Below are 22,194 nucleotides of genomic sequence, written 5' to 3' on the forward strand. Positions count from 1 at the left end.
TGGTCGCTGCTCAGACGCCTGCGGGCTGGGGTGCGGCGGCGATCGACTCGATGAACTTGGCGCACCAGTCGAGCAGTTCGCGGTCGCGCAGCAGCGGCGCGCCGATCCGCCCGCCCGCGGCGCCCTCGGTGGGCCGGGGCACGGAGACCGTCTTCACGGCGGGCTTGTGCACGGCCTTGGGGTGCAGTCGCTTGAGCCGGACGGTCTGCGAGTCGCGCAGGTCCATCGGCGCGAACCGGACGGTGCTGCCCTGCACGGCGACCTCGGTGACGCCGTGCCTGCGGCAGACCTGGCGGAAGGTGGCGACGGCGAGCAGGTGCTCGACCGGCTTGGGGAGTTGGCCGTAGCGGTCGGTCAGCTCCTCGCGCACCGCGTCCAGCGCGGCGGCGTCCCCGGCGGAGGCGATCTTGCGGTAGGCCTCCAGGCGCAGTCGCTCGCCGGGCACGTAGTCGTGCGGGATGTGCGCGTCGACGGGCAGCTCGACCCGGACGTCGGCCAGCTCCTCGTCCTCCTCGCCGGTGCCCGCGCCCGCGTGCTTGCGGAATGCCTCGACGGCCTCGCCGACCAGGCGCACGTAGAGGTCGAAGCCGACGCCCGCGATGTGCCCGGACTGCTCGGCGCCGAGGATGTTGCCCGCGCCGCGGATCTCCAGGTCCTTCATGGCGACGGCCATGCCGGCGCCGAGTTCGGAGTTCTGCGCGATGGTGGCGAGCCGGTCGTGCGCCTGTTCGGTGAGCGGCTTCTCCGGCGGGTAGAGGAAGTAGGCGTAGCCGCGCTCGCGGCCTCGGCCGACGCGCCCGCGCAGCTGGTGCAGCTGGGAGAGGCCGAGCATGTCGCCGCGCTCGACGATGAGGGTGTTGGCGTTGGAGATGTCCAGTCCGGTCTCGACGATGGTGGTGCAGACCAGGACGTCGTACTCGTTCTCCCAGAAGCCTTCGATGATCTTTTCGAGGCGGTCCTCGTTCATCTGGCCGTGCGCGGTGACCACGCGGGCCTCCGGGACGAGTTCGCGGATGCGGCGCGCGGCCTTCTCGATCGAGCTGACCCTGTTGTGCACGAAGAAGACCTGGCCGTCGCGGAGCAGTTCGCGCCGGATCGCCGCGCCGACCTGCTTGTCGTCGTAGGCGCCGACGTAGGTCAGGACCGGGTGCCGCTCCTCCGGCGGGGTGAGGATGGTGGACATCTCGCGGATGCCCGCCAGGCTCATCTCCAGGGTGCGTGGGATCGGCGTCGCGGACATGGTCAGCACGTCGACGTGGGTGCGCAGCGCCTTGATGTGCTCCTTGTGCTCGACGCCGAAGCGCTGTTCCTCGTCGACGATCACCAGGCCGAGGTCCTTGTAGCGCAGGCCGGTCTGCAGCAGCCGGTGCGTTCCGATGACCACGTCAACGCCGCCGTCGGCGAGGCCCGCGACGACCTGTTCGGCCTCCATCGGGTCGGTGAAGCGGGAGAGGCCCTTGACCGTGACGGGGAAGGCGCGCATCCGCTCGGTGAAGGTGTTGAGGTGCTGCTGCGCCAGCAGGGTGGTGGGCACCAGCACGACGACCTGCTTGCCGTCCTGGACCGCTTTGAAGGCCGCGCGGACCGCGATCTCGGTCTTGCCGTAGCCGACGTCGCCGCAGATGACGCGGTCCATCGGGACGGCCTTCTCCATGTCGGCCTTGACCTCTTCGATCGCGCCCATCTGGTCGACGGTCTCGACGTAGGCGAAGGCGTCCTCCAGTTCGCGCTGCCACGGCGTGTCCTTGCCGAAGGCGTGGCCGGGCGCGGACTGCCGGGCTGCGTAGAGCTGGACGAGTTCGGCCGCGATCTGCTTGACGGCCTTGCGCGCCTTGGCTTTGGTGTTCTTCCAGTCGGAGCCGCCGAGCTTGTTCAGCGTGGGCAGTTCGCCGCCGACGTAGCGGGAGACCTCGTCGAGCTGGTCGGTTGGCACGAAGAGCCGGTCGCCGGGCTGGCCGCGCTTGCTGGAGGCGTACTCCAGCAGCAGGTACTCGCGGGTGGCTCCGGCGACGGTGCGCTGGACCATCTCGACGTAGCGGCCGATGCCGTGCTGTTCGTGCACGACGTGGTCACCGGGCTTGAGCGCGAGCGGGTCGACGGCGTTGCGGCGCTTGGACGGCATCCGCCGCATGTCCTTTGTGGACGTTCCGCCGCGGCCGCCGGTGAGGTCGGTCTCGGTGAGCACGACCAGTGCCACGTCCGGGACGGAGAAGCCGTCTTCCATGCCGCCGCAGGCGACGGTGACGAGTCCGGCGGCGGGTGCTCCGGTGAGCCCGTCCTGGGCGTGCACGGCGGGGACTTCGGCGTCGCGGAGCTGTTCGCACGCGCGCTGCGCGGTTCCGGTTCCCGGGACGACGAGGACCGCGGCTCCCCCGGCCGCGGTGTGCGCGCGGAGGTCGGAGAAGGCCCGGTCGAGTTCGCCGTGGTAGGCGTCGACGGGCTTGAGGCCGAGGCGGATGGCGCCGGTGGCGGGTCCGGCGGAGAACTGGCTGAGGGTCCACCAGGGGCGGCCGCTGGCGCGGGCGTGGTCGGCGATCTCGTCGAGTGCCCGGTAGGCGGTGGCGCCGAGGTCGATCGGGGCGGAGCCGCCGCCCGCCGCCGCCATCCAGGAGGCTTCGAGGAACTCCTGGCCGGTGCGGACGAGGTCGTGGGCGCGGGTGCGGATCTTCTCCGGGTCGGCGAGGAGCACGTGGGTGCCGTCGGGGACCACGTCGGTGAGCAGTTGGAGTTCGCCCGGCAGCAGTGCGGGGATGAGCGCTTCCATGCCCTCGCAGGGGATTCCCTGGGCGAGCTTGGTGAGCATTTCGGCGAGGTGGGCATCGCCCGCGTGCTGTTCGGCGAGCTTCTCGGCGCGTTCGCGGACCGGCGCGGTGAGCAGGAGTTCGCGGCAGGGCGGCGCGTGCAGTTCGGCGAGTTCGTCGGGGAGGGAGCGTTGGTCGGCGACGGAGAAGGCGCGGATCTCGGTGACCTCGTCGCCCCAGAACTCCACGCGGACCGGGTGTTCGGCGGTGGGCGGGAAGATGTCGAGGATGCCGCCGCGGACGGCGAACTCGCCGCGCTTCTCGACGAGGTCGACGCGGGCGTAGGCGAGGTCGACGATCCGTTCGACGAGCTGGGCGAAGTCGTGTTCGGCGCCGACGTTCAGGCGCACGGGTTCGAGGTCGCCGAGGCCGGGTGCCATCGGCTGGATGAGGCTGCGGACGGTGGCGACGACGACCTTGATCGGGGTGCCTTCGCCGGGGTGGGCGAGGCGGCGCAGCACGGTGAGGCGCTTGCCGACGGTGTCCGCGCGCGGGGAGAGGCGTTCGTGCGGCAGCGTCTCCCAGGACGGCAGGGGTGCGACGACGTCGGGGCCGAGGAGGTCGCCGAGGGTCGTGGTGAGTTCGTCGGCTTCGCGCCCGGTGGCGGTGACCACGAGGACGGTGTGCTTGGCGGCGAGGGTGGCGGCGACGAGCGCTCTGGCGGCCGGCGGGCCTTCCAGTTCGACCGAGGTGGTGCCGGCGGCGTTGGCGACCGCGCGCAGCGCCTCCGCCCTGCCGAGGGTGCTGAGCAGGCCGGACAACGATGCCGCCATCGTGACTTTCCCTCCGTATTGCCGTGTGCGTCCCGAGACTACGTCGTGGGTCTGACGGTGGCTCGCCGTGCCCGTTCAGCTGGCGTCGAGGGCGTCCAGCACGGCCTGTGCGCGGTTCCTCGCGTGGTCGTCGAGGTCGCCGTTGGGCAGGACGTGCAGTGCGTCTCGCTCGACCGCGGTGAGGATTCGTTCGGCGGCGACGTCCGCGTCGATCATGGTGGCGGCGGAGGCGCGCAGTCCAGCGATTAGTCCGTCCATGGCGGCCTGGTCGGGGAGGCTGTCGCGGATCATGCGGTAGTGCTCGGAGTCCGGGTCGGCGTCGAGCAGCGCGAAGATCCCGTTGGCCATCGGGGTGTTCACGAATCCCGGGCAGACCACGCTCACGCCGATGCCCGTGTGCCCACGCGAGCGGAGTTCGATGAGCAGGGTTTCGGAGAGCGCGACGACCGCGTGCTTGCTGGGCCCGTACGCGCTTTGCAGTGGTGCTCCGCTGAGCCCGGCGAGGGAGGAGGTGTTGATCACGTGCCCGCGTCCGGCTTCGATCATCTTCGGCACGAAGGCGCGGATGCCGTTCATCACGCCGAACACGTTGACGTCGAAGGTTTTCCGCCACTCCTCGTCGGTGCTCTCCCACAGCATCATGCCGCCGTTGCCGGTGCCCGCGTTGTTGAAGAGGAGGTCCACGCGCCCGACCCGTTCGGCGAGCCCGTGCACCGCTTCCGCGTCGCTCACGTCGAGGACTTCCGCGTGCACGCGGCCTTCCAGCTCACCCGCTGTCTCGTGGAGCGCGTCGCCCTGCACGTCGACGAGCACGAGATCGACTCCGCGGGCCGCGAGCGCACCCGCCAGTGCCCGCCCGATCCCGCTGGCCGCTCCGCTGACGTAGGCGACCTGCCCAGCCTCGATGATCACGCGCTCCCCCTTCCGCACTTCCCACCTCGGGGCCCAGCGCCACACCGCTTCCCGCTTCTTTACAGCCCCCCACCCTCCCGGGGGGCGACCCCGAGCCCAGCCTACCGATGGTCAAGCCCGCGAAACGGCTGCTGGACGCACCTGTGGACAACGCGAGCCGATGTGGACAACTAGGCGTTCCATGTGGTCAGAGGGTTCATCGGTCTTCACACCCCCAACCCGGCCTCGGCGGTCTTCAACGACGGCAAACCTTCGACCGCGTGGGGGTTTGGGGTGGTTAACGATGATCGACACGGGGGTTCGGTGGTCTTGAAGACACCTCAACGCCGTGCTCGGCAGCGCGCGCTGAGCGATTTGGAGCGCCAGGGCCGCACGGCGGAGCGCATCGCAGGCGGTTCCAGCGAGGGCGGATTTCGCGTTTTGGCTACTTGTTGTGATTGAGGAGCGCTCCCATTGACGACGAGTTGCCAAAACGCCGCGAAGGGGAGATCGCGAAAGGGATTCACGGTGGTTGTACGTGAAGAGGAGGAGCATGGAGGGGTGATCAAGCGCGGCGTTGCGGTTGTTGCTGTCCTGGCGTTCACGGCCGGGTGCGCGGGCCAGGGGTCGCCCGAGCCTCGCGGGAACGCGCCAACGGCCGGGAAAGCGCCGGCGCTCAAGGTCGAAGTGGTGACCGCGGGGCTGCAGCACGGGTGGGACGTCGGTTTCCTGCCGGACGGCAAAGCGCTGGTCACGCAGCGGCCGGGCAAGCTGACGCTGCTGTCGGGCACCAAGCCGGGAGCGACCGCGACAACGGTGCGGGCGGACTTCGGCGACCTGATGGCGCGCAGCGAAGGCGGGCTGATGAGCCTGCTCGTGCACCCGGCGTTCGCCACCAACCGGCGGTTCGTGACGTGCCAGACGACGCAGGCGGACACGCGCCTGATCACCTGGCGGTTGTCGGAGGACGGCGCCCGCGCGGAGCGGACCGGCGAGCTGCTCACGGGAATCCCGGTCAGCAGCGGGCGGCACTCCGGCTGCCGGATGGAGCTGGCCAACGACGGCGCGCTGCTCGTCGGCACGGGGGACGCGGCGCGCGCGGACTCGGCGCAGGACCGCAACGGCTTGGGCGGCAAGGTGTTGCGGCTCGACCTGGAGACCGGCGGCCCCGCGCCGGGCAATCCGTTCGCCAACTCGGCGAATCCGCGCGAGCGGCTCTTGTGGACCTACGGGCACCGCAACGTGCAAGGCCTCGTGAAGCGGCCGGGGACCGACCAGGTGTTCTCCGCCGAGCACGGGCCGGACGTCGACGACGAAGTCAACCTGCTGCGGCCAGGCGGAAACTACGGGTGGGACCCCTCGCGCGGGGGCACGATCGGCGGGTATGACGAGGACGTGCCGATGACCGATCTGAAGCGCTTCCCCGACGCGGTGGCGGCGACGTGGAGTTCGGGTTCGCCGACCGAAGCCCTGTGCGGCGCGGCGTTCCTGTCGGGGCCGAGCTGGGGCGAGCTGGACGGAGTGCTCGCGGTGACGGCGCTCAAGGGCAGCAAGCTGCTGCTGTTCACCCTCGACCAGGCCGGAGCGGTGCGCCAGGTCTCGACGCCCGCTGAGCTGAACGACACGCACGGCAGGCTGCGCGGCGCGCGGCTCGGGCCGGACGGCGCGCTGTACGTGACGACGTCCAACGGTGATGACGACAAGCTCCTGCGGATAAGCCGGTGAGCACCGGGCGCTGGCTCGACCTGCTCACCGGTGGCGCGGAAGCCGATCCGACCGATCCGCTGATCGCCACCGCCATCGAGCGCACCGAGGCCCGCGCCCGCGCGTTGATGTCCACAATGGACAGATCTCCCGGTAGGACATCGCTGTGGCCGGACCTCGCGGGGCCTGGCGTCGAGCGGACGACCGCGTCGCTGTCCCGGTTGCGCGCGATGGCGCTCTCCCCCAGCACCAGGGACGTGGTGATCGAAGCGCTCGATTGGCTGGCGCGCCACCGCTACCGGGAGGACATGGACGAGGTCGGCAACTGGTGGGAGTGGGAGATCGGCATCCCAGACCTGCTGCTCGACACGCTCGTCCTGACCGGCGCGCGCATCCCGGAGCTGCTTCGCGCGGTGCGGCGGTTCGTCCCCGACCCCACGCGCCGGACCGCCAATCCCAGTGAGGAGGAGGTGGGCGCCAACCGGGCGGACAAGGCGTACATCCACCTCCGGCGCGGCCTGCTCAGCGATTCCAGCCTCATCCCGGAAGCCCGCCGCGCGCTCGACCAGGTCTTCGAGCACGTGGTCACCGGCGACGGCTTCTACCGCGACGGCTCGTTCGTGCAGCACCAACGCCACGCCTACACCGGTACCTACGGCGTGGTACTTCTCGGCAGCGTGGCCAGAACCCTTGCGGTGCTCGGCGATCCGGTTCCGGAGGTGGTCGAGCGCTGGGTGTTCGACGGCGTCGAGCCGATCACTTTCCGGGGTCAGGTGATGTCCTTCGTGCGCGGTCGCTCGATCACCAGGAGCAGTGACGACCACGCTTGGGGACGCCAGCTCGTCAGTGCGCTGACCTTGTTGGGCAGCAAGAAGTTCGGCCCGCTCATCGGCAGCCTCGTCGAATCCGGCACCTACGAGCGAACCGCTGGCCCGGCCGAGATCGTGTTGCTGCGCAAGACGACAGCACCACCCAAGACACGGAGGGCCGCACACCACACGTTCACGAGCATGGATCGCGTGGTGCACAAGCGCCGCGACTGGGTGTTCGCGATCGCCGCTCGCAGCAACAGGATCAACGGCTACGAGTCGGGCAACGGCGAGAACCTGCGCGGGTGGTACACCGGCGAAGGCATGACCTACCTGTACAACGACGATCTCCAGCACTACTCCGGCGATTTCTGGTCCACAGTGGACATGTACCGGCTGCCGGGGACCACAACCGCAACGCATCCCCGGACGCCCGCGGACAACCTGTGGTTCGACGGGTTCCGCGGGCCGGACAAATGGGTCGGCGGAGTCACACTGGACAACGACACCGGTAGCTTCGGAATGCGTTTCACCGCAGGACCGGACCAGCTCGACCACGGACGTCCGGGAAGACCGAACTCGTTGCGCGGCACCAAGTCCTGGTTCATGTTCGGCGACGAGATCGTAGCGCTTGGCGCGGGCATCACCAGCGAGGACGGCGACATCATCACCACGGTCGAGAATCGCAGGACTTCGGCGAAGTTCACGAACGGACCGGGCTGGGCCCATCTCGCCGGAGTCGGCGGCTACGTCTTCCCGGCGAGCACGAGAGTCCACACCGAGACGGGAAAGTACGCCGTGCTCGTGTTCGACCATGGCCGCAATCCCCGGTCCAGCCACTACGAATACGTGTTGCTTCCCGGCCGAACAGCCGAGGAGACAGCCGAGTACGCGAGCAACCCGAAGACTGTCGTACTCAGCAACACGGCCCAGAAACAGGCCGTGCGGCACGGCGACATCCTCGCGGCGAACTTCTACGAGCCGGGCACGGTCGAGGACGTGAGCGCGGAGAACCCTGCCGCCGTCGTGCTCGATCGACGCACGCTGGCGGTCTCGGACCCGATGCGATCACAGGAACCGTTGGTGCTCAACGTGTTCCGCCCCAGCCTGCGCATCAGGGTCGACGCCGAGCACGGCAAGACCTACCGCGTGCGGTTCGGCTAGCTCAGGACCGGGCGCGGCGCTTGGGCTTGTGGTCCAGATGGGACAAGCCGTTCCAGCACAGGTTGACCAGGTGCGCGACGACGTCGTCCTTCTTCGGCTTGCGCGCCTCCAGCCACCACTGGCCGGTCAGCGCGACCATGCCCACCAGCGCCTGCGCGTAGAGCGCCGCCAGCTTCGCGTCGTAGCCGCGCGCGGAGAACTGCTGGCCGAGGATGTCCTCGACCTGGCTGGCGATGTCGTTGAGCAGGCTGGAGAAGGTGCCGGTGCTCGCCGCGACCGGGGAGTCCCGCACCAGGATGCGGAAGCCGTCGGTGGAGTCCTCGATGTAGTCCAGTAACGAGCTGGCCGCCCGCTCCAAGAGCTCCCTGGGGTGGTCGGCGACGGAGAGCGCGGTGACCATGCCGTTCAGCAGCACCTGCATCTCGCGGTCCACGACGACCGCGTAGAGCCCTTCCTTGCCACCGAAGTGCTCGTACACCACGGGCTTGCTGACCCCGGCGCGGTGCGCGACCTCCTCGATGGAGGTCCCGTCGAAACCCTTCTCCGCGAACAGCTTCCTGCCGACGTCCAGCAGTTGCTGCCGCCGCTCCTTGCCGGTCATCCGTACACGGGCCACCGGAGCTCCCCCTCCTGCGATGGCTTCACGCGCGTGCCGGAACCTGTCGCACGTGGACTGTGGCGAGAGTTTATGCGCTTCGCCAACGAATTACCGGGGACCCCTGAGAAGGGGCCCCCGGCATCGGTGCTCGTGTCAGTGCTGGTCGACGGTGATCCGCGCCAGCCGGGCCTCGGTGGGCCAGCGGACGTTCCACACCCAGCCGAACTTCTCGAAGATCCAGATGACCCGCGCGGAGGTGTCGATCTGGCCGCGCTTCACGCCGTGCCGGGCGGAGGTCGGGTCGGCGTGGTGCAGGTTGTGCCAGGACTCGCCGAAGGACAGGATCGCCAGCGGCCAGAAGTTCGCGGCCTTGTCCTTGGACTTGAACGGGCGCTCGCCGATCATGTGGCAGACCGAGTTCACCGACCAGGTCACGTGGTGCAGCACGGCGATGCGCACGACACCGGCCCAGAAGAAGGCGGTGACGGCACCCCACAGGGACCAGGTGATCAGGCCGCCGAGCAGCGCGGGCAGGCCGAGGCTGAGCACGATCCAGACGACGAACAGCTTGTCGACGCGGCGGATGTCCTTGTCCGCCAACAGGTCCGGCGCGAAGCGCTCGGCGTTGGTGACGTCCCTGCGCAGCATCCAGCCCATGTGCGCGTGCCAGAAGCCCTTGGTGAGCGCCCACGGCGAGGTGCCGTAGAGCCACGGCGAGTGCGGGTCGCCCTCCTTGTCGGAGAACGCGTGGTGGCGCCGGTGGTCGGCGACCCAGTGCAGGATCGGGCCCTGCACGGCGCTGCTGCCCGCGATGGCGAGCATGACGCGCACCCAGCGCTTGGCCTTGAAGGAGCCGTGGGTGAAGTAGCGGTGGTAGCCGACGGTCACGCCGAGCCCGCCGATGTAGTAGAAGACCAGGGCGAGCGCCACGTCGACCCAGCCGAGACCCCAGCCCCACGCGAAGGGGACGGCCGCGATGAGCGCCAGCGTCGGAATGATGACGAACGCGAACACGACGACCTGCCCGACGCGGGTGCGGGGCTCGTCGAACATCGGCTTGGGGCCACGCGCTGGTTCCGCGCCGGGGCGCGTGGAGGGCTCGGATGTCAGCGTCATGCGTTGGCTACCTCTATCACTCAGGGGACACTTCCCTACGGCTACGGAACCGTAACCTACGCAAGCGTAAGTAGAGCGTGAGCACCCGTCACCCCCCGAGTGACAACTCACGGCGTGTCGCATCAAATCGGGCGTGTCGGGCACCGAGGGCGAAGATTTCACGACCACACCGGCGACACGCGCGCGATCGCGCATGATCGGCGCATGACGACTTCACCCGTCGCCGAGGCCCCGGTGGCGCGGCCGAGGGCGCGGCGCTCATCACCACGCCGCCGCGTGACCATCTTCGTGCTGGTCACGGCGCTGCTGGTGGGGCTGGCGACGGTGGGTGGCTCGTACTACTACTCCTCGGTGCTGCTCGTCCCGAACCACTCGGAGCCCCGGTACTACGACGAGGTCTTCGCGGTGCACGACAGGGGCGGCGTGAGGAGCGTCACCCTGGCCGAGAACGAGGGCACCCTCCGCCCCGGCGTCTGGGACCTCCGGTGGTCGACCGAGCTCTCCGGCTCCGCGCAGATCGGCGAGATCCTCGGCCGTTCGGCCGGACGGGTGGAACGGCGCCTGCTGAGCGGGGCTTCTCCGCCGATCGGCGCGCGCGTGCGGGTGAACACCGACGTCTGGGGCGCCGGCAACCCGCGAACGGCCTTCGGGCTCGACTTCAGCGAGGTGATGGTGCCGACGGAGCTCGGCCCGGCCAAGGCCTGGTACGTCGGCCCGCCCGCCGGGATCGAGCCGGACACCTGGGTGATCGGGGTGCACGGGCACAACGCCAGCTACACCGAGACGCTGCGGATGATCGGCCCGGTGCACCGGGCGGGCATGGCCTCGCTGTCGGTCAGCTACCGCAACGACAGGGACGCCCCGGGCTCGGCGGACGGCCTGCACCACCTTGGCGAGTCCGAGTGGCGGGACGTGGAGTCCGCGATGCGGATGGCGCTGGGCAACGGGGCCAAGCGGTTCGTGCTCTACGGCTACTCGATGGGCGGCGCGGTGGTCGGCCAGCTGCTCGCGCGCTCGGCGCTGGCCTCGCGGGTGGCCGCGGTCGTGCTGGACTCGCCGGTGGTGAGCTGGAGCAAGACCCTCGTCTTCCAGGCCGAGCAGCGCGGCCTGCCGACCTTCCTGGTCCCGGTCGCCAAGGCCATCAGCTCCTGGCGGGCCGGGGTGGACTTCGACCGCTTCGACCTGGCCGACCGGCCGCCGACGGTGAAGCCGGAGACCTTGCTGCTGCACGGCGACGCCGATCAGACGGTCCCGGTGAGCGCCGCGCGGGAGCTGGCGTGGGCGGCGGGGCGGCTGAACTGGCCGCTGCGCTACACCGAGGTGCCGGGGGCCGGGCACGTCGCGCTCTGGAACCACGACCGGGCGAGCTACGAGCGGACGGTGACGGACTTCATTACCAACTCGGTGGCGGCCGCGGGGCGCTGACCGGGGAAAAGCTGTCGGAAAACAGCCAGAAGTGTGGCCTGCCTGCCACGAACGGCGCGCGCATGCCACCATGTCGTTGCGTGCGGTAGCGATACCGTGCGCGATGTCGCCCACTATCCGCCGTGGTGTAACGGCAGCACCTCAGATTTTGGTTCTGATGGTTCAGGTTCGAATCCTGGCGGCGGAGCGGACGGGCCCACCCGGTGTACCCGGCACCGGAGCGGAGCGCCCGGCACGGTGCCCACGACCACGTCGTGGCTGTTCACAAGGGGGGTGAATGCACCTGCAGCAGGAGACCGGCATCGACGGTCCCGCGTACAGCCCGGAGGAGTCCCGGACGGGGCGCCGGCGGCTGGAGCACCTTCCCCCGGAGCAGACCGATCTGGAGCTGTCCGCCCCGGACCTCCCGATCCTCCCCATCAGCGCGGTGCCCGAGCCCGGAACCCCGGACGCCTCCGAACTCGTGGAGAGCCCGGCTGCCGCCGCGGTGTCCGTGAGCGCCCCCGTGGAACCACCAGAACAACCGGAAATCCAGCCGGAACGCCAGGACGCACGTCCGCCCGCACTCGCCGAGGTCTCGGACGCGTGGCTGGTCGGCCGCGCCCGCGAACTGACCGCGACCGCGCAGTCCAGCGACCTGGAAGCCCAGCTGTCCATGGCCCGCGAGGCCGACGACCTGCTGACCGAGGCGCAGCGGCGCGGCGAGCCGAGGATGGTCGCTCAGATCCTGCGCGCCTCGGTGATCGTCCGCCTGGTCACGCCGGGGCTCGGCGAGCTGACCGATCCACTGCTGGAGGAACTGCTCAGCCACACCGGCAGGCACGGCCTGATCGTGTTGCAGGCCGACGCGCACGCGCTGGCCGGGCGCCGCGCGCTGATGTCCGGCTACGAGGACACCGCGCTCTCCGAGGTCGCCGCCGCGCTGGTGATGCTGGAGGGCGACCCGGTCCCCGACGTGCTCTTCGGCGGGCGCACCTGGGCCAGGCTGCTGGCCGCGGCGTGGGTCGACATCGGCCTGGTGCTCACCCAGCTCGGCGTCTACGAGCTCGCCGACGAGGTACTGGCCAGGGCGAACCTGTGCGTCCGGGAGAACGGCGGACCGCACGAGATCGCCGTGCACATGATCAACCGCGTGCGGCTGCTGCTCGGCTGGGGCCTGCGGCTGGAGCGGGTCGGCAAGGGCGAGGAAGCCGTCGACCGCTTCGCCACCGCTTCCGCGCTGGCCGTTTCCGTCGAGGGCCCCTGGCGGGAGTCGCTGTTCCCCAGGCGCAGCGACCGCCCGGCCGCCGTGCAGGTGCCGATGCTGGGCGCCGCGCACGCGCTGGCCCGCCCCAGCACCGAGCACATCGAGCGGCTGGAGGAGCTGCTCACCCTCTCGATGTACCCGAGGGAGCAGATCGTCACCGCCATCGCGCTCTCCCGCTGCCTCGAACTGGCGGGCCGCGACGAGCAGGCGCAGCGCGTCCTCGGCGACACCCGCGTGCAGCTGGCGCGCGACACCAGCGAGCCGACCCTGATGCTGTGCCTGGTCCGCGAGTACGCGCGGCTGTGCGGGCCGGACGGTGGCAGGGAGACGAGCAACGCGCTTGAGGCGTACGCGACCGCGCTGGAGCACGAGCTGTGGACGCTGCGCGAGGCCCGTGTGGCCACGCTGCTGACCAGGCTGGAGCACGAGCGGCTGAGCCGCGAGCACGGCGCGATCGCGCAGCAGGCGTTGCAGGACCCGCTGACCGGTCTGCCCAACCGGCGCGCGTTGGACGAGCGGATGGACACGCTGGTCGCGACCCCGTCGGCCTACCCGCTGTCGGTGGCGCTGGTGGACCTGGACGGCTTCAAGAGCGTCAACGACCGGTGCTCGCACGCCGAGGGCGACGACGTGCTGCGGGTGATCGCGAGCACGCTGCGCGACGCGCTGCGCGGGGACGACCTGGTCGGCCGCTACGGCGGGGACGAGTTCGTGGTGCTGCTGCCCGGCGCTCCGCTCGGGGCGGCTGAGGCGGCGCTGTCCAGGGCGGTGGAGGCGGTCTCGCGGCTGCCGGTGGACTTCTCCCGCGGGGTGACGCTGTCGATCGGCGTGGTCTCCGTGCGGCCGGCCGAAACGCCCGGCCAGGCGCTGGCCCGCGCGGACGCCGCGATGTACCAGGCCAAGCGCCAGGGCGGCTGCCGGGTCGCGGTGAGCGGGGCCGACACCGCCGACGATCTGCCGCACTCCTCCAGCTGGGTGCCGCCGCCCTGCCCGTGACCCCGATCTGGGCGAACACCGGAATCGGACCCACAGGATTTTCACTTTCCTGATGCGGTTGTGGTCCTGGCCACAGCGCTCGTCCTAGAGTGCGGTGGTCCGATCGGAGCAGAAGATCACGCGAGGGGGTGCCGCCGATGCCCCGCGACCACGGGACCGACAGCGCCTCCGAGGACTTCCCGAGCGGCGAACGGCTGAACGAGCGCGGGAACGTGCTGCTGGCCCGCGCGCAGAGCGTGCCGCTGCCGGAGCGCTGGGCGATCCTCGCCGAGGTCGACGAGCTGCTGGCCCAGGCGCGGCAGGTCGCCTCCAGCGAGGTGCTCGCCGCGACGCTGCGCAGGGCACTGCTCCTGCGGCTGCTGACCAACCCCGAGGACGAGGCCGTCGAGCCGCTGCTGGACGAGCTGGACGCGACCGCGCGCGCCCACGACCTGCCGCTCTACGAGATCCACCACCACGCGCTGCGCGGGCGGGTCGCGAACCGGCGGGCGCGGCAGAGCGACGCCCTGGTGGCCGCGGCGCGCGGGCTCGCGGTCATGGCCGAGCCGCTTGATCCGCCGGAGGGAACTCCGCCCGCGGTGTGGGGCAAGAAGGTCGCGTGCGCGCTGCTGACGCTGAGCAGCGCGTTGTCCGGACTCGGCACCTACGAGCTGGCCGAGGAGACCTTGGACCTCGCGGAGCGGCACATCGCGCCCGAGGACGTCCACCAGCGCACGGTGCTCACGATCAACCGGCTGTGCCTGACGCTGGACTGGGGTCTGCGGCTGGAGCGCGCGGGCTTCACCGAGCAGAGCACGGAGCGCTTCGCCGCCGCGGAACGGCTCGCCCGCACGGCCGAGGAGCTGTGGAGCGGCTCGATGTTCGCCGAGGACGCCACGGGCAAGGCCGCAGACGAGGTGGTGTCCATCGCGGTGGCGCTCGCGCTGGCCGAACCGGACATCTCGCACGTCGACCGGCTGCTGCGGCTGCGCGAGAGCTCGCGCGAGCCCGGCAAGCTGATCCACCTGACGGTCGCGCTGGCCCGCTGCCTCGACGACACCGCGACCGGGATCGCGATGATCTCCGACCTGGAGCGCGAGCTGGCGGGCAGCACCGAGGTGCGGCTGCTCCGGCTGACGCTGAGCTGGGAGCACGCGCGGCTGTTCGCGCTCCAGGAGGGCATCGACCCCGTCGACCACCCGTCCTACCTGCACGTGAGCGCGATGGAGGAATACCTCTGGGGCGCGCGGCAGGCGTTGATCGGCACCATCAGGGCGCGGGTGGAGCACGAACGGCTCGCGCGGGTGCACGGGGCCGTGACCAGGCAGGCGTTGCAGGACCCGCTGACCGGGCTGGCCAACCGCAGGGGGCTCGCCGAGCGGCTGTGCGCGGCCGCGTTGGCGCCCGGTGGGCCCGCGGTGATGGTGGCCGTGCTCGACCTCGACGGCTTCAAGGAGGTCAACGACCGGCTCAGCCACATGGTCGGCGACACGGTGCTGCGCGCGGTCGCGGACACGCTGCGCGGCGCGGTGCGGGCGGACGACCTGGTGGCGCGCTACGGCGGGGACGAGTTCGTGGTGGTGCTGCCGGGCAAGAGCACGGAGCAGGCGCGGTCGGCCCTGGTGCGGGCCGTGCGGGCGGTCGAGGGGCTGCCCGCGCCGGTCGGGCACGGGGTCACGCTGTCGGCCGGGCTGACCCGGCTGCGCACCGGCGAAGCCGCCGAGGAAGCCCTCCGCCGGGCCGACGCGACGATGTACGTGGCGAAACACCAGGGTGGCAACCGGGTGGCGGTCGGCTGACGACGCGGGGCGGGGCCCGGTCGCGGCACCCGTAGGATCGCCGGGCCGGGGTCACCGGTTGGTGCGGCCCCGCGTGTCTGCTGCGAAACGACCCAAGGAGAGCTCTGATGCCACAGGGCGCACCCGCCCCAGGCTCCTCCAGCGTCCCCACCACCCCAGGACCGGTCAACGCGATCGTCCTCGCCGCCGGCGAGGGCACCAGAATGCGCTCGGCCACCCCGAAGGTGCTGCACCCGCTGGCCGGACGGCCGCTGATCGACCACGCGGTCCGGGCCGCCGCCGGACTGGACCCCGCGCACCTCGTCGTGGTCGTCGGCCACGGCAGGCAGGCGGTCGGCGAACGGCTGGAGAGCACCGGGCACCAGCTCGACCGCAAGATCGTCACCGCCGTGCAGGAGGCGCAGAACGGCACCGGCCACGCGGTCGGCTGCGCGCTCGCCGCCCTGCCCGCCGGCGCCGACGGCACCGTCGTGGTGACCTACGGCGACGTGCCGCTGCTCACCACCGAGACCCTGGAGGGGCTGCTCACCGAGCACCGTGACCAGGGCAACGCCGTGACTGTTCTCACCGCCGTGGTGCCCGATCCGTCCGGTTACGGCCGCGTGGTCAGGGACCCCGACGGCGGTGTGCTCGCCATCGTCGAGCAGAAGGACGCCACCGAGGAGCAGCGCGCGATCCAGGAGATCAACTCCGGGGTCTACGCCTTCGACGCGGCGGTGCTGCGCGACGGGCTCGGCCGCATCTCCAGCGCCAACGCGCAGGGCGAGCTGTACCTGACCGACGTGCTCGGCATCGCCAGGGGCGACGGCCGCCGGGTCGGCGCGCTGGTGTGCGAGGACGTCTGGCAGGTGGAGGGCGTCAACGACCGCGTGCAGCTGGCCGCGCTCGGCGCCGAGCTGAACCGGCGGCTGGTCACCGGCTGGATGCGCGAGGGCGTCACGGTCGTCGACCCGGCGTCGGTCTGGCTGGACGCCGACGTGGTCCTCGCCCGCGACGTCGTGCTCGAACCGGGCGTGCAGCTCAAGGCCGCGACGCAGGTCGGCGAGGGTGCGGTGGTCGGACCGGACACCACGCTCAGCGGCTGCTCGATCGGCGCGGGCGCCTCCGTCGTGCGCACCCACGGCACTGACGCGGAGATCGGCGCGGGCGCTTCGGTCGGCCCGTTCGCCTACCTCCGCCCCGGCACGAAGCTCGGCGTGAAGGGCAAGATCGGCACCTTCGTCGAGACCAAGAACGCCACGATCGGCGAGGGCTCCAAGGTCCCGCACCTGACCTACGTCGGGGACGCCACGATCGGCGACTTCAGCAACATCGGCGCGGCCACCGTCTTCGTCAACTACGACGGCGTGACCAAGAGCCGCACCACCATCGGCTCGCACGCCCGCACGGGCGCGGACAACATGTTCGTCGCTCCGGTCAACGTGGGCGACGGGGCCTACACCGCGGCCGGCTCGGTGATCATCACCGACGTGCCGCCGGGCGCGATGGGGGTGGCCCGCGCGAAGCAGCGCAACGTTGAGGGATGGGTCACACGCAAGCGCTCCGGCACGCCTGCCGCGGACGCCGCGGCGCGAGCACTCGCGGCGAACAGCGATGATGTGGCCGGCAACGACGCGGAGGACGGGAAGTGAACGACATGACCGTGAGCGCGAGCGCGATGTCGGCGACACCGAAGAAGAGCCTGATGCTCTTCGCCGGGCGCAGCCATCCGGAGCTGGCCGAGGAGGTCTCCAAGCACCTGGACGTGCCGATCACGCCCCAGTCGGCCTACGACTTCGCCAACGGCGAGATCTTCGTCCGCTTCGAGGAGTCGGTGCGCGGGTGTGACGCCTTCGTCATGCAGAGCCACGCCGCTCCCATCAACCAGTGGGTGATGGAGCAGCTGATCATGGTGGACGCGCTCAAGCGCGCCAGCGCCAAGCGGATCACCGTGATCATGCCGTTCTACCCCTACGCGCGGCAGGACAAGAAGCACCGCGGCCGCGAGCCGATCTCGGCCCGGCTGATCGCCGACCTGTTCAAGACCGCGGGCGCCGACCGGATCATGACCGTGGACCTGCACACCGCGCAGATCTCCGGTTTCTTCGACGGCCCCGTCGACCACCTGCTGGCGATGTCGCTGCTCGCCAACCACGTGCGGAGCAAGTACAGCGACGCCAAGATGACCGTCGTCTCCCCCGACGCCGGTCGCACCAAGCTGGCGGAGAAGTGGGCCAACACCCTCGGCGGCTGCCCGATCGCCTTCATCCACAAGACCCGCGACCCGCTCAAGCCCAACGAGGTGGTGGCCAACCGCGTCGTCGGTGAGGTCAAGGGCCGCACCTGCGTGGTCATCGACGACATGGTCGACACCGGCGGCACCATCGCCAAGGCGGTGGAGCAGCTGCTGGACGAGGGCGCGGCGGACGTGATCATCGCGGCCACCCACGGCGTGCTCTCCGGCCCGGCCACCGACCGCCTCGCCAACTGCGGGGCCAAGGAGGTCATCTTCACCAACACGCTGCCGATCCCGGACGAGCGCCGCTTCCCGCGGATGACGGTGCTCTCGATCGCGCCGCTGCTGGCCAAGGCGATCCACCAGGTCTTCGACGACGGTTCGGTGACCAGCCTGTTCGACGGCGAGGCCTGAGTTCGGGCCGTGCCGAAGCGTCGGTGCGGGGGTGGCCCGGTGTCCGTAGGGTGCCCCCGCACCAGCTCAGGCAACGCTTACGGAGAAACATGATCGTCTGGACCGGCTGGGGAATCCTGGCCCTTCTCATCGCGGCGCTCGGCGGGGGCGGCGGCAGCGGCGTCGGTGTCGCGCTCGGCGGCCCCAGCGACGCGCCCAACCTCGGCACGGTGATCGGCCTGGCGCTGGCCGCCGTGGCCATCTGGTTCGTCGGGGAGCGGCTGAACCGGCCGGTCCAGGGCTTCGACCAGAACACCGGCCAGCCGGTGCTCCACCGCAACCGGCACCGCCTCTTCTGGGTGCCGATGCAGTACTTCGGCCCGATCCTGGGCCTGACCGCGCTCGGCCTCGGCGTCGGTCTGCTGTTCTGAACCGCGCTCCCGAAGGGCCCCGTCGATCCCGGCGGGGCCCTTCGCTTTCGGCCCGCCCAGTTGGGGGATTGCGCGAAACGGCCCCCGGTTAGGCCCTGCGAGAACCACGGCCTACACTTGCCGGGTTGTCTCGGCGAGGTCGGGTCGTCGCACCCGGCGTGATCGACGCGGCGGCTCATCGGCCGCGCGCATTCACACGTTTCCGCGCCGCCCGCCGCCGCAGACCGCCAGCTACGAAGTTGATCACTCGACGTCGCAAGGGAGCACCACCGTGTCCGAGGTCCGTCTGGCAGCCGAGCCGCGCACCGAGTTCGGCAAGGGTGCCGCTCGCCGCACCCGCCGCGCAGGCAAGATCCCCGCCGTCCTCTACGGCCACGGCTCCGACCCCAAGCACGTGGCCCTGCCCGCGCTGGAGTTCGCCCGTGTGATGCGCCAGCACGGCACCAACACCGTGCTGTCCCTGGAGGTGGGCTCGGACACCGAGCTCGCGCTCACCAAGACCGTTGTCACGCACCCGCTGCGCAACTACATCGAGCACGTCGACCTGCTGCTGGTCAAGCGCGGTGAGAAGGTCACCGTCGACGTGACCGTCGCCGTCACCGGCACCGCCGCCTCGGGCACCCTGATCACCCAGGAGGCCACCGAGATCCAGGTCGAGGCCGACGCGCTGAACATCCCCGACGGCTTCGAGGTCTCGGTCGAGGGCGCCGCCGCCGGCACCCAGATCCTGGCCGGCCAGGTCGAGCTGCCCGCGAACGTCACCCTGGTGACCGACCCGGAGGCGCTGCTCGTGCACGTCCTCGCGGCCCCGAGCGCCGCCCAGATGGAGGCCGCTGTCGACGCCGAGGGCGCCGGTGTGGTCGAGGACGCTCCGGAGACCGAGAGCTGATCACGCCCACGACGTCGGGCACACAGCACTGCTGACGGCGCGCCGCCCGCGAGGGTGGCGCGCCGTTTCGCTTTCGTTCAGGGAAGTTGGGAGTCATGGTCGGCACGGACGAGCTGGCGCTGGTGGTCGGGCTCGGCAACCCGGGACCGGGCTACGCGGGCAACCGGCACAACATCGGTTTCCTGGTGCTCGACGAGCTGGCCGGGCGGATCGGCGGCAAGTTCAAGTCGCACAAGGCGGGCGCCGAGGTGCTGGAGGGCAGGCTCGCCGGCAGCCGGGTCGTGCTCGCCAAGCCGCGCTCGTACATGAACCTCTCCGGCGGGGCCACCGCGGGCGCCGCGCGCTTCTACAAGGCCGAGCCGGGCGCGATCGTGGTCGTGCACGACGAGCTCGACCTGCCGTTCGGCCAGGTGCGGCTCAAGCTCGGTGGCGGCGAGAACGGCCACAACGGGCTGCGCAGCATCTCCAAGTCGTTGGGCACCAAGGACTACCTGCGCGTGCGGTTCGGCATCGGCCGCCCTCCCGGTCGCCAGGACCCGGCGGACTACGTGCTCAAGGACTTCTCCAGCACCGAGCGCAAGGAGCTGGCCTTCGCCATCGACCTCTGCGCCGACGCCGTCGAGGGCCTGGTCTCCCAGGGCCTGGAACTGGCCCAGAACAAGTTCCACCCGTTGTCCTGAGGGCTAGCCGCGCGAGGGGCGGAGCAGGCCCGCGAGCAGGGCGGCGATGTTCCACGCGTCGTCGACGCCGCGGTGGTGGGTGCCCTCCAGGGCCAGGCCCGCGAGTCCGATCGCGCGGTCCATGCCCACCTCGCTCTTCAGGTTGTGCGCCAGGGCGAAGAGCGTCTTCACGTTGATGTGCCGAGGCCCGAACGGGTACTTCGCGCCGGTGGACTCGCACTGCCGGTGGAACTGCTTGCGGTCGTAGTCCCCGTAGCTCGCCCACACGAGCCCCTGGGCGCCGTACTCCTCGCGCAGCACAGCGCAGGCGTCCACAAAGGACAGTCCACTTGCGACGTCGTCGGCGGTGAGCGTGGTCAGCTCCGTGCAGAAGGCGCTGACCTCGGAGTGCTCGGGCCGCACGAGGATCGCCCTGCGCTCACCGCGTTCGAGCGTCGCGGTGTCGAGCACGCAGAGCCCGATCTCGATGATCTCGTTGACCTGACCGGGAGGCGGCGCGCCCGCCCAGCACGTCGCTTCGACGTCCACGACCAGCACGCGCGCCAGGCTTCGCTTCCCCATGCGCCCATCCTCCTCCGCCCCGCCATCGCGTTTCGGCTCCGAAACGCGACGGCGGGGCGGCTGCGCGTCAGGAGGGGATGAACTTCCTGGCCTCGGTGCGGCGGAGCTTGCCCGACGGCGTCTTCGGCAGGGTGGCGGGCGGTAGGACGACCACGGCGGCGGGGCGGACTCCGACGGCGTCCATCACGCGAGCCGCGATCTCCTTGCTCATCGCGCTCTCGGCGGCGGCGTCGCCCGCGTGCTTGGACTCCACGGCGACGGCGAAGCGCTCGCGCCGCTGCCCCGCGTCGAGCCGGACGGCAACGGCGTTGCCCGCGCGCACACCTTCCACCGCACCCGCCGCGCGCTCCACGTCGGTCGGGTAGATGTTGCGGCCACCCATGATGATGACGTCCTTGCGGCGCCCGCAGACCACGACCTGGCCGTCGACGAGATAGCCCTCGTCGCCGGTGTTCAGCCAGCCCTCACTGTCCTTTGTGGCCAGTGGACCGTTCATGGTGAGGTAGCCGTCGGTCACCGCGTCGCCGCGGATGCGCAGCTCGCCGACCTCGCGCTCGCCGAGCACCCGGCCGCCCTCGCCGACCGCCTGCACCTCGAGGCCGGGCAGCGGCGGACCGAGCAACGGGAACTCGCGGGACTGCGCGCCTTCCGCTGCGGGAACGGCGATGTGCTTGTCCGCCAACGACTCCGCGTCCACCACATCGACGGCGAGCCCGGTGTCCAGCGGCGCGAAGGACACGCCGAGCGTCGCCTCGGCCATGCCGTAGGCGCTCACCATGCACTCCGGGCGCAGCCCGAATCGCGCTGCGGCGTCGGTGAATCCGCGCACCGAAGCGGGGTCGATCGGCTCGGCGCCGTTGAGCGCGAAGCGCAGCGTGGACAGGTCGATCGCGCCATCGTCCAAAGTGGACAGACGACGACCGGCGACCGCGTAGCCGAAGTTCGGCGCGGCGGTCACGGTGCCCTGGTAGGTGCTGATCATGTCCAGCCACATCAGCGGTCGCCCGACGAACTCCGCCGGCGATGCCTTGACCAGCTCGGCGCCGATGGTCATCGGCACGGTGAAGAAGCCGACCATGCCCATGTCGTGGAACAGCGGCAGCCAGGACACCAGCACGTCGCGCTCGGCGTCGATCTTCGCCGTCGTCACCATCGCCTGGATGTTGGCCCACAGCGCGCCGTGGCTGATCCGCACGGCCTTCGGGTCCGAGGTCGAGCCGCTGGTGAGCTGGAGCAGCGCCACGTCGTCCTCGCCGGTCCGCACCGGTTCGGCCAACGGCTCGGCGTGCGCGCGCAGCTCCTCGATCAACAAGAATTCGATGCCGTGCTGGCGCAAAGTGTCCGCCAGGGCGTCGAAGGGCGCGCCGAGCAGCACCCGCCGGGCGCCGATCATGCCGAGCACCTTGAGCGTGTCCTCGGCCCACACGGCCAGATCGGTCCTGGGCGTCGGCTGGTGCAGCATGGTCACGCTGCCCCCGGCCAGCCAGCTCGCCTGCACGGCGGCGGCGATCGGCGCGGGATCGGCGGCGAGCACGGCGAGGGAGTCTCCCCTGCGCACGCCCGCTGCGACGAGGGCGGCTGCGGCCCTGCTGGCTTCTTCGTGCACCTCTCCCCAGGTTCTGCGCTGGGGGGCGGCGGGAACGCCGGTGACCAGGCCGCGGTCGGTCGACCGCGCCCTGCTCACCAGTGCGTCGATGAACTGGCTCATGGTTTCGGAGCCTAAG

The 22,194-nt window shown here is 70.9% G+C and carries 16 protein-coding genes and 1 tRNA gene; 11 read left to right on the forward strand and 6 right to left on the reverse strand.

Translation table 11 applies throughout. From position 1 onward, the window contains the following. Nucleotides 1-10 precede the first annotated feature (10 nt). Both mfd and CCN37_RS12440 read right to left on the reverse strand, forming a co-directional pair. Nucleotides 11-3,574 (reverse strand): transcription-repair coupling factor, encoded by a 3,564-nt coding sequence (gene mfd / locus CCN37_RS12435; protein WP_086820902.1) that lies wholly within the window; start codon nt 3,572-3,574, stop codon nt 11-13. A 75-nt stretch (nt 3,575-3,649) separates the two neighbouring features. Further along, nucleotides 3,650-4,486 (reverse strand): SDR family oxidoreductase, encoded by an 837-nt coding sequence (locus CCN37_RS12440; RefSeq protein WP_168200644.1) that lies wholly within the window; start codon nt 4,484-4,486, stop codon nt 3,650-3,652. Nucleotides 4,487-5,029: 543 nt separating this feature from the next. Here CCN37_RS12440 and CCN37_RS12445 point away from each other — a divergent pair. Together CCN37_RS12445 and CCN37_RS12450 are read left to right on the forward strand one after the other, a co-directional pair. After that, on the forward strand, nt 5,030-6,190 hold the full coding sequence (locus CCN37_RS12445; RefSeq protein WP_086820982.1) for a sorbosone dehydrogenase family protein: 1,161 nt from the start codon (nt 5,030-5,032) through the stop codon (nt 6,188-6,190). Next, complete coding sequence (locus tag CCN37_RS12450; protein ID WP_086820904.1) at nt 6,187-8,142, forward strand: polysaccharide lyase 8 family protein; 1,956 nt, start codon at nt 6,187-6,189, stop codon at nt 8,140-8,142. Before CCN37_RS12445 ends, CCN37_RS12450 begins: the two co-directional genes overlap by 4 nt. A 1-nt stretch (nt 8,143) precedes the next feature. Here the strand turns inward: CCN37_RS12450 and CCN37_RS12455 are convergent, their stop codons facing one another. Both CCN37_RS12455 and CCN37_RS12460 read right to left on the reverse strand, forming a co-directional pair. Next, on the reverse strand, nt 8,144-8,743 hold the full coding sequence (locus CCN37_RS12455) for a TetR/AcrR family transcriptional regulator (protein WP_086820905.1): 600 nt from the start codon (nt 8,741-8,743) through the stop codon (nt 8,144-8,146). Nucleotides 8,744-8,893: 150 nt separating this feature from the next. Continuing rightward, entirely contained in the window at nt 8,894-9,856 is a 963-nt protein-coding gene (locus CCN37_RS12460) for an acyl-CoA desaturase (RefSeq protein ID WP_086820906.1), read from the reverse strand. Nucleotides 9,857-10,060: 204 nt separating this feature from the next. Between CCN37_RS12460 and CCN37_RS12465 the strand changes: the two genes are divergently transcribed. The 9 genes from CCN37_RS12465 (at nt 10,061) to pth (ending at nt 19,909) form a co-directional block, all read left to right on the forward strand. Next, nucleotides 10,061-11,281: a S9 family peptidase gene (locus tag CCN37_RS12465; protein WP_086820907.1), complete on the forward strand. Its 1,221-nt coding sequence runs from the start codon at nt 10,061-10,063 to the stop codon at nt 11,279-11,281. A gap of 116 nt (nt 11,282-11,397) precedes the next feature. Next, nucleotides 11,398-11,468 (forward strand) — tRNA-Gln (locus CCN37_RS12470). Between the two features lie 90 nt (nt 11,469-11,558). Further along, complete coding sequence (locus tag CCN37_RS12475) at nt 11,559-13,523, forward strand: GGDEF domain-containing protein (RefSeq protein ID WP_086820908.1); 1,965 nt, start codon at nt 11,559-11,561, stop codon at nt 13,521-13,523. A gap of 137 nt (nt 13,524-13,660) precedes the next feature. Beyond that, nucleotides 13,661-15,301 (forward strand): diguanylate cyclase, encoded by a 1,641-nt coding sequence (locus tag CCN37_RS42150; protein ID WP_086820909.1) that lies wholly within the window; start codon nt 13,661-13,663, stop codon nt 15,299-15,301. Nucleotides 15,302-15,408: 107 nt separating this feature from the next. Beyond that, the gene (gene glmU, locus CCN37_RS12485) at nt 15,409-16,932 is read left to right on the forward strand and encodes a bifunctional UDP-N-acetylglucosamine diphosphorylase/glucosamine-1-phosphate N-acetyltransferase GlmU (RefSeq protein ID WP_086820910.1); all 1,524 of its coding nucleotides are present in this window, start codon (nt 15,409-15,411) and stop codon (nt 16,930-16,932) included. Nucleotides 16,933-16,958: 26 nt separating this feature from the next. Further along, nucleotides 16,959-17,930: a ribose-phosphate diphosphokinase gene (locus tag CCN37_RS12490; RefSeq protein ID WP_210407993.1), complete on the forward strand. Its 972-nt coding sequence runs from the start codon at nt 16,959-16,961 to the stop codon at nt 17,928-17,930. Between the two features lie 89 nt (nt 17,931-18,019). Next, nucleotides 18,020-18,340 carry a hypothetical protein gene (locus CCN37_RS12495; RefSeq protein WP_086820911.1) on the forward strand — a complete coding sequence of 107 codons (321 nt, stop codon included), beginning with the start codon at nt 18,020-18,022 and terminating at the stop codon, nt 18,338-18,340. A 271-nt stretch (nt 18,341-18,611) separates the two neighbouring features. After that, a complete protein-coding gene (locus CCN37_RS12500) occupies nt 18,612-19,229 on the forward strand; it encodes a 50S ribosomal protein L25/general stress protein Ctc (RefSeq protein WP_086820912.1) in 618 nt (205 codons plus the stop codon). 95 nt (nt 19,230-19,324) lie between these two features. Then, the gene (pth, locus tag CCN37_RS12505) at nt 19,325-19,909 is read left to right on the forward strand and encodes an aminoacyl-tRNA hydrolase (RefSeq protein WP_086820913.1); all 585 of its coding nucleotides are present in this window, start codon (nt 19,325-19,327) and stop codon (nt 19,907-19,909) included. A gap of 3 nt (nt 19,910-19,912) precedes the next feature. Here the strand turns inward: pth and CCN37_RS12510 are convergent, their stop codons facing one another. Both CCN37_RS12510 and CCN37_RS12515 read right to left on the reverse strand, forming a co-directional pair. Beyond that, a complete protein-coding gene (locus CCN37_RS12510) occupies nt 19,913-20,470 on the reverse strand; it encodes a 3'-5' exonuclease (RefSeq protein ID WP_086820914.1) in 558 nt (185 codons plus the stop codon). Nucleotides 20,471-20,537: 67 nt separating this feature from the next. Continuing rightward, the gene (locus CCN37_RS12515; RefSeq protein ID WP_086820915.1) at nt 20,538-22,178 is read right to left on the reverse strand and encodes a fatty acyl-AMP ligase; all 1,641 of its coding nucleotides are present in this window, start codon (nt 22,176-22,178) and stop codon (nt 20,538-20,540) included. Between the last annotated feature and the right edge of the window lie 16 nt (nt 22,179-22,194).

The organism is Allokutzneria sp. NRRL B-24872 (assembly GCF_002155965.1).
In the GTDB taxonomy this organism is placed as follows: Bacteria; Actinomycetota; Actinomycetes; order Mycobacteriales; family Pseudonocardiaceae; genus Allokutzneria.

Bases quoted from the DNA above. Each gene is read 5' to 3' on its own strand.
- CCN37_RS12495 (WP_086820911.1), top strand. From the start codon at position 18,020: ATGATCGTCTGGACCGGCTGGGGAATCCTGGCCCTTCTCATCGCGGCG.
- CCN37_RS12515 (WP_086820915.1), bottom strand. From the start codon at position 22,178: ATGAGCCAGTTCATCGACGCACTGGTGAGCAGGGCGCGGTCGACCGAC.
- CCN37_RS12460 (WP_086820906.1), bottom strand. From the start codon at position 9,856: ATGACGCTGACATCCGAGCCCTCCACGCGCCCCGGCGCGGAACCAGCG.
- CCN37_RS42150 (WP_086820909.1), top strand. From the start codon at position 13,661: ATGCCCCGCGACCACGGGACCGACAGCGCCTCCGAGGACTTCCCGAGC.
- CCN37_RS12490 (WP_210407993.1), top strand. From the start codon at position 16,959: ATGTCGGCGACACCGAAGAAGAGCCTGATGCTCTTCGCCGGGCGCAGC.
- mfd (WP_086820902.1), bottom strand. From the start codon at position 3,574: ATGGCGGCATCGTTGTCCGGCCTGCTCAGCACCCTCGGCAGGGCGGAG.
- CCN37_RS12510 (WP_086820914.1), bottom strand. From the start codon at position 20,470: ATGGGGAAGCGAAGCCTGGCGCGCGTGCTGGTCGTGGACGTCGAAGCG.
- CCN37_RS12475 (WP_086820908.1), top strand. From the start codon at position 11,559: ATGCACCTGCAGCAGGAGACCGGCATCGACGGTCCCGCGTACAGCCCG.
- pth (WP_086820913.1), top strand. From the start codon at position 19,325: ATGGTCGGCACGGACGAGCTGGCGCTGGTGGTCGGGCTCGGCAACCCG.
- glmU (WP_086820910.1), top strand. From the start codon at position 15,409: ATGCCACAGGGCGCACCCGCCCCAGGCTCCTCCAGCGTCCCCACCACC.
- CCN37_RS12455 (WP_086820905.1), bottom strand. From the start codon at position 8,743: ATGACCGGCAAGGAGCGGCGGCAGCAACTGCTGGACGTCGGCAGGAAG.
- CCN37_RS12465 (WP_086820907.1), top strand. From the start codon at position 10,061: ATGACGACTTCACCCGTCGCCGAGGCCCCGGTGGCGCGGCCGAGGGCG.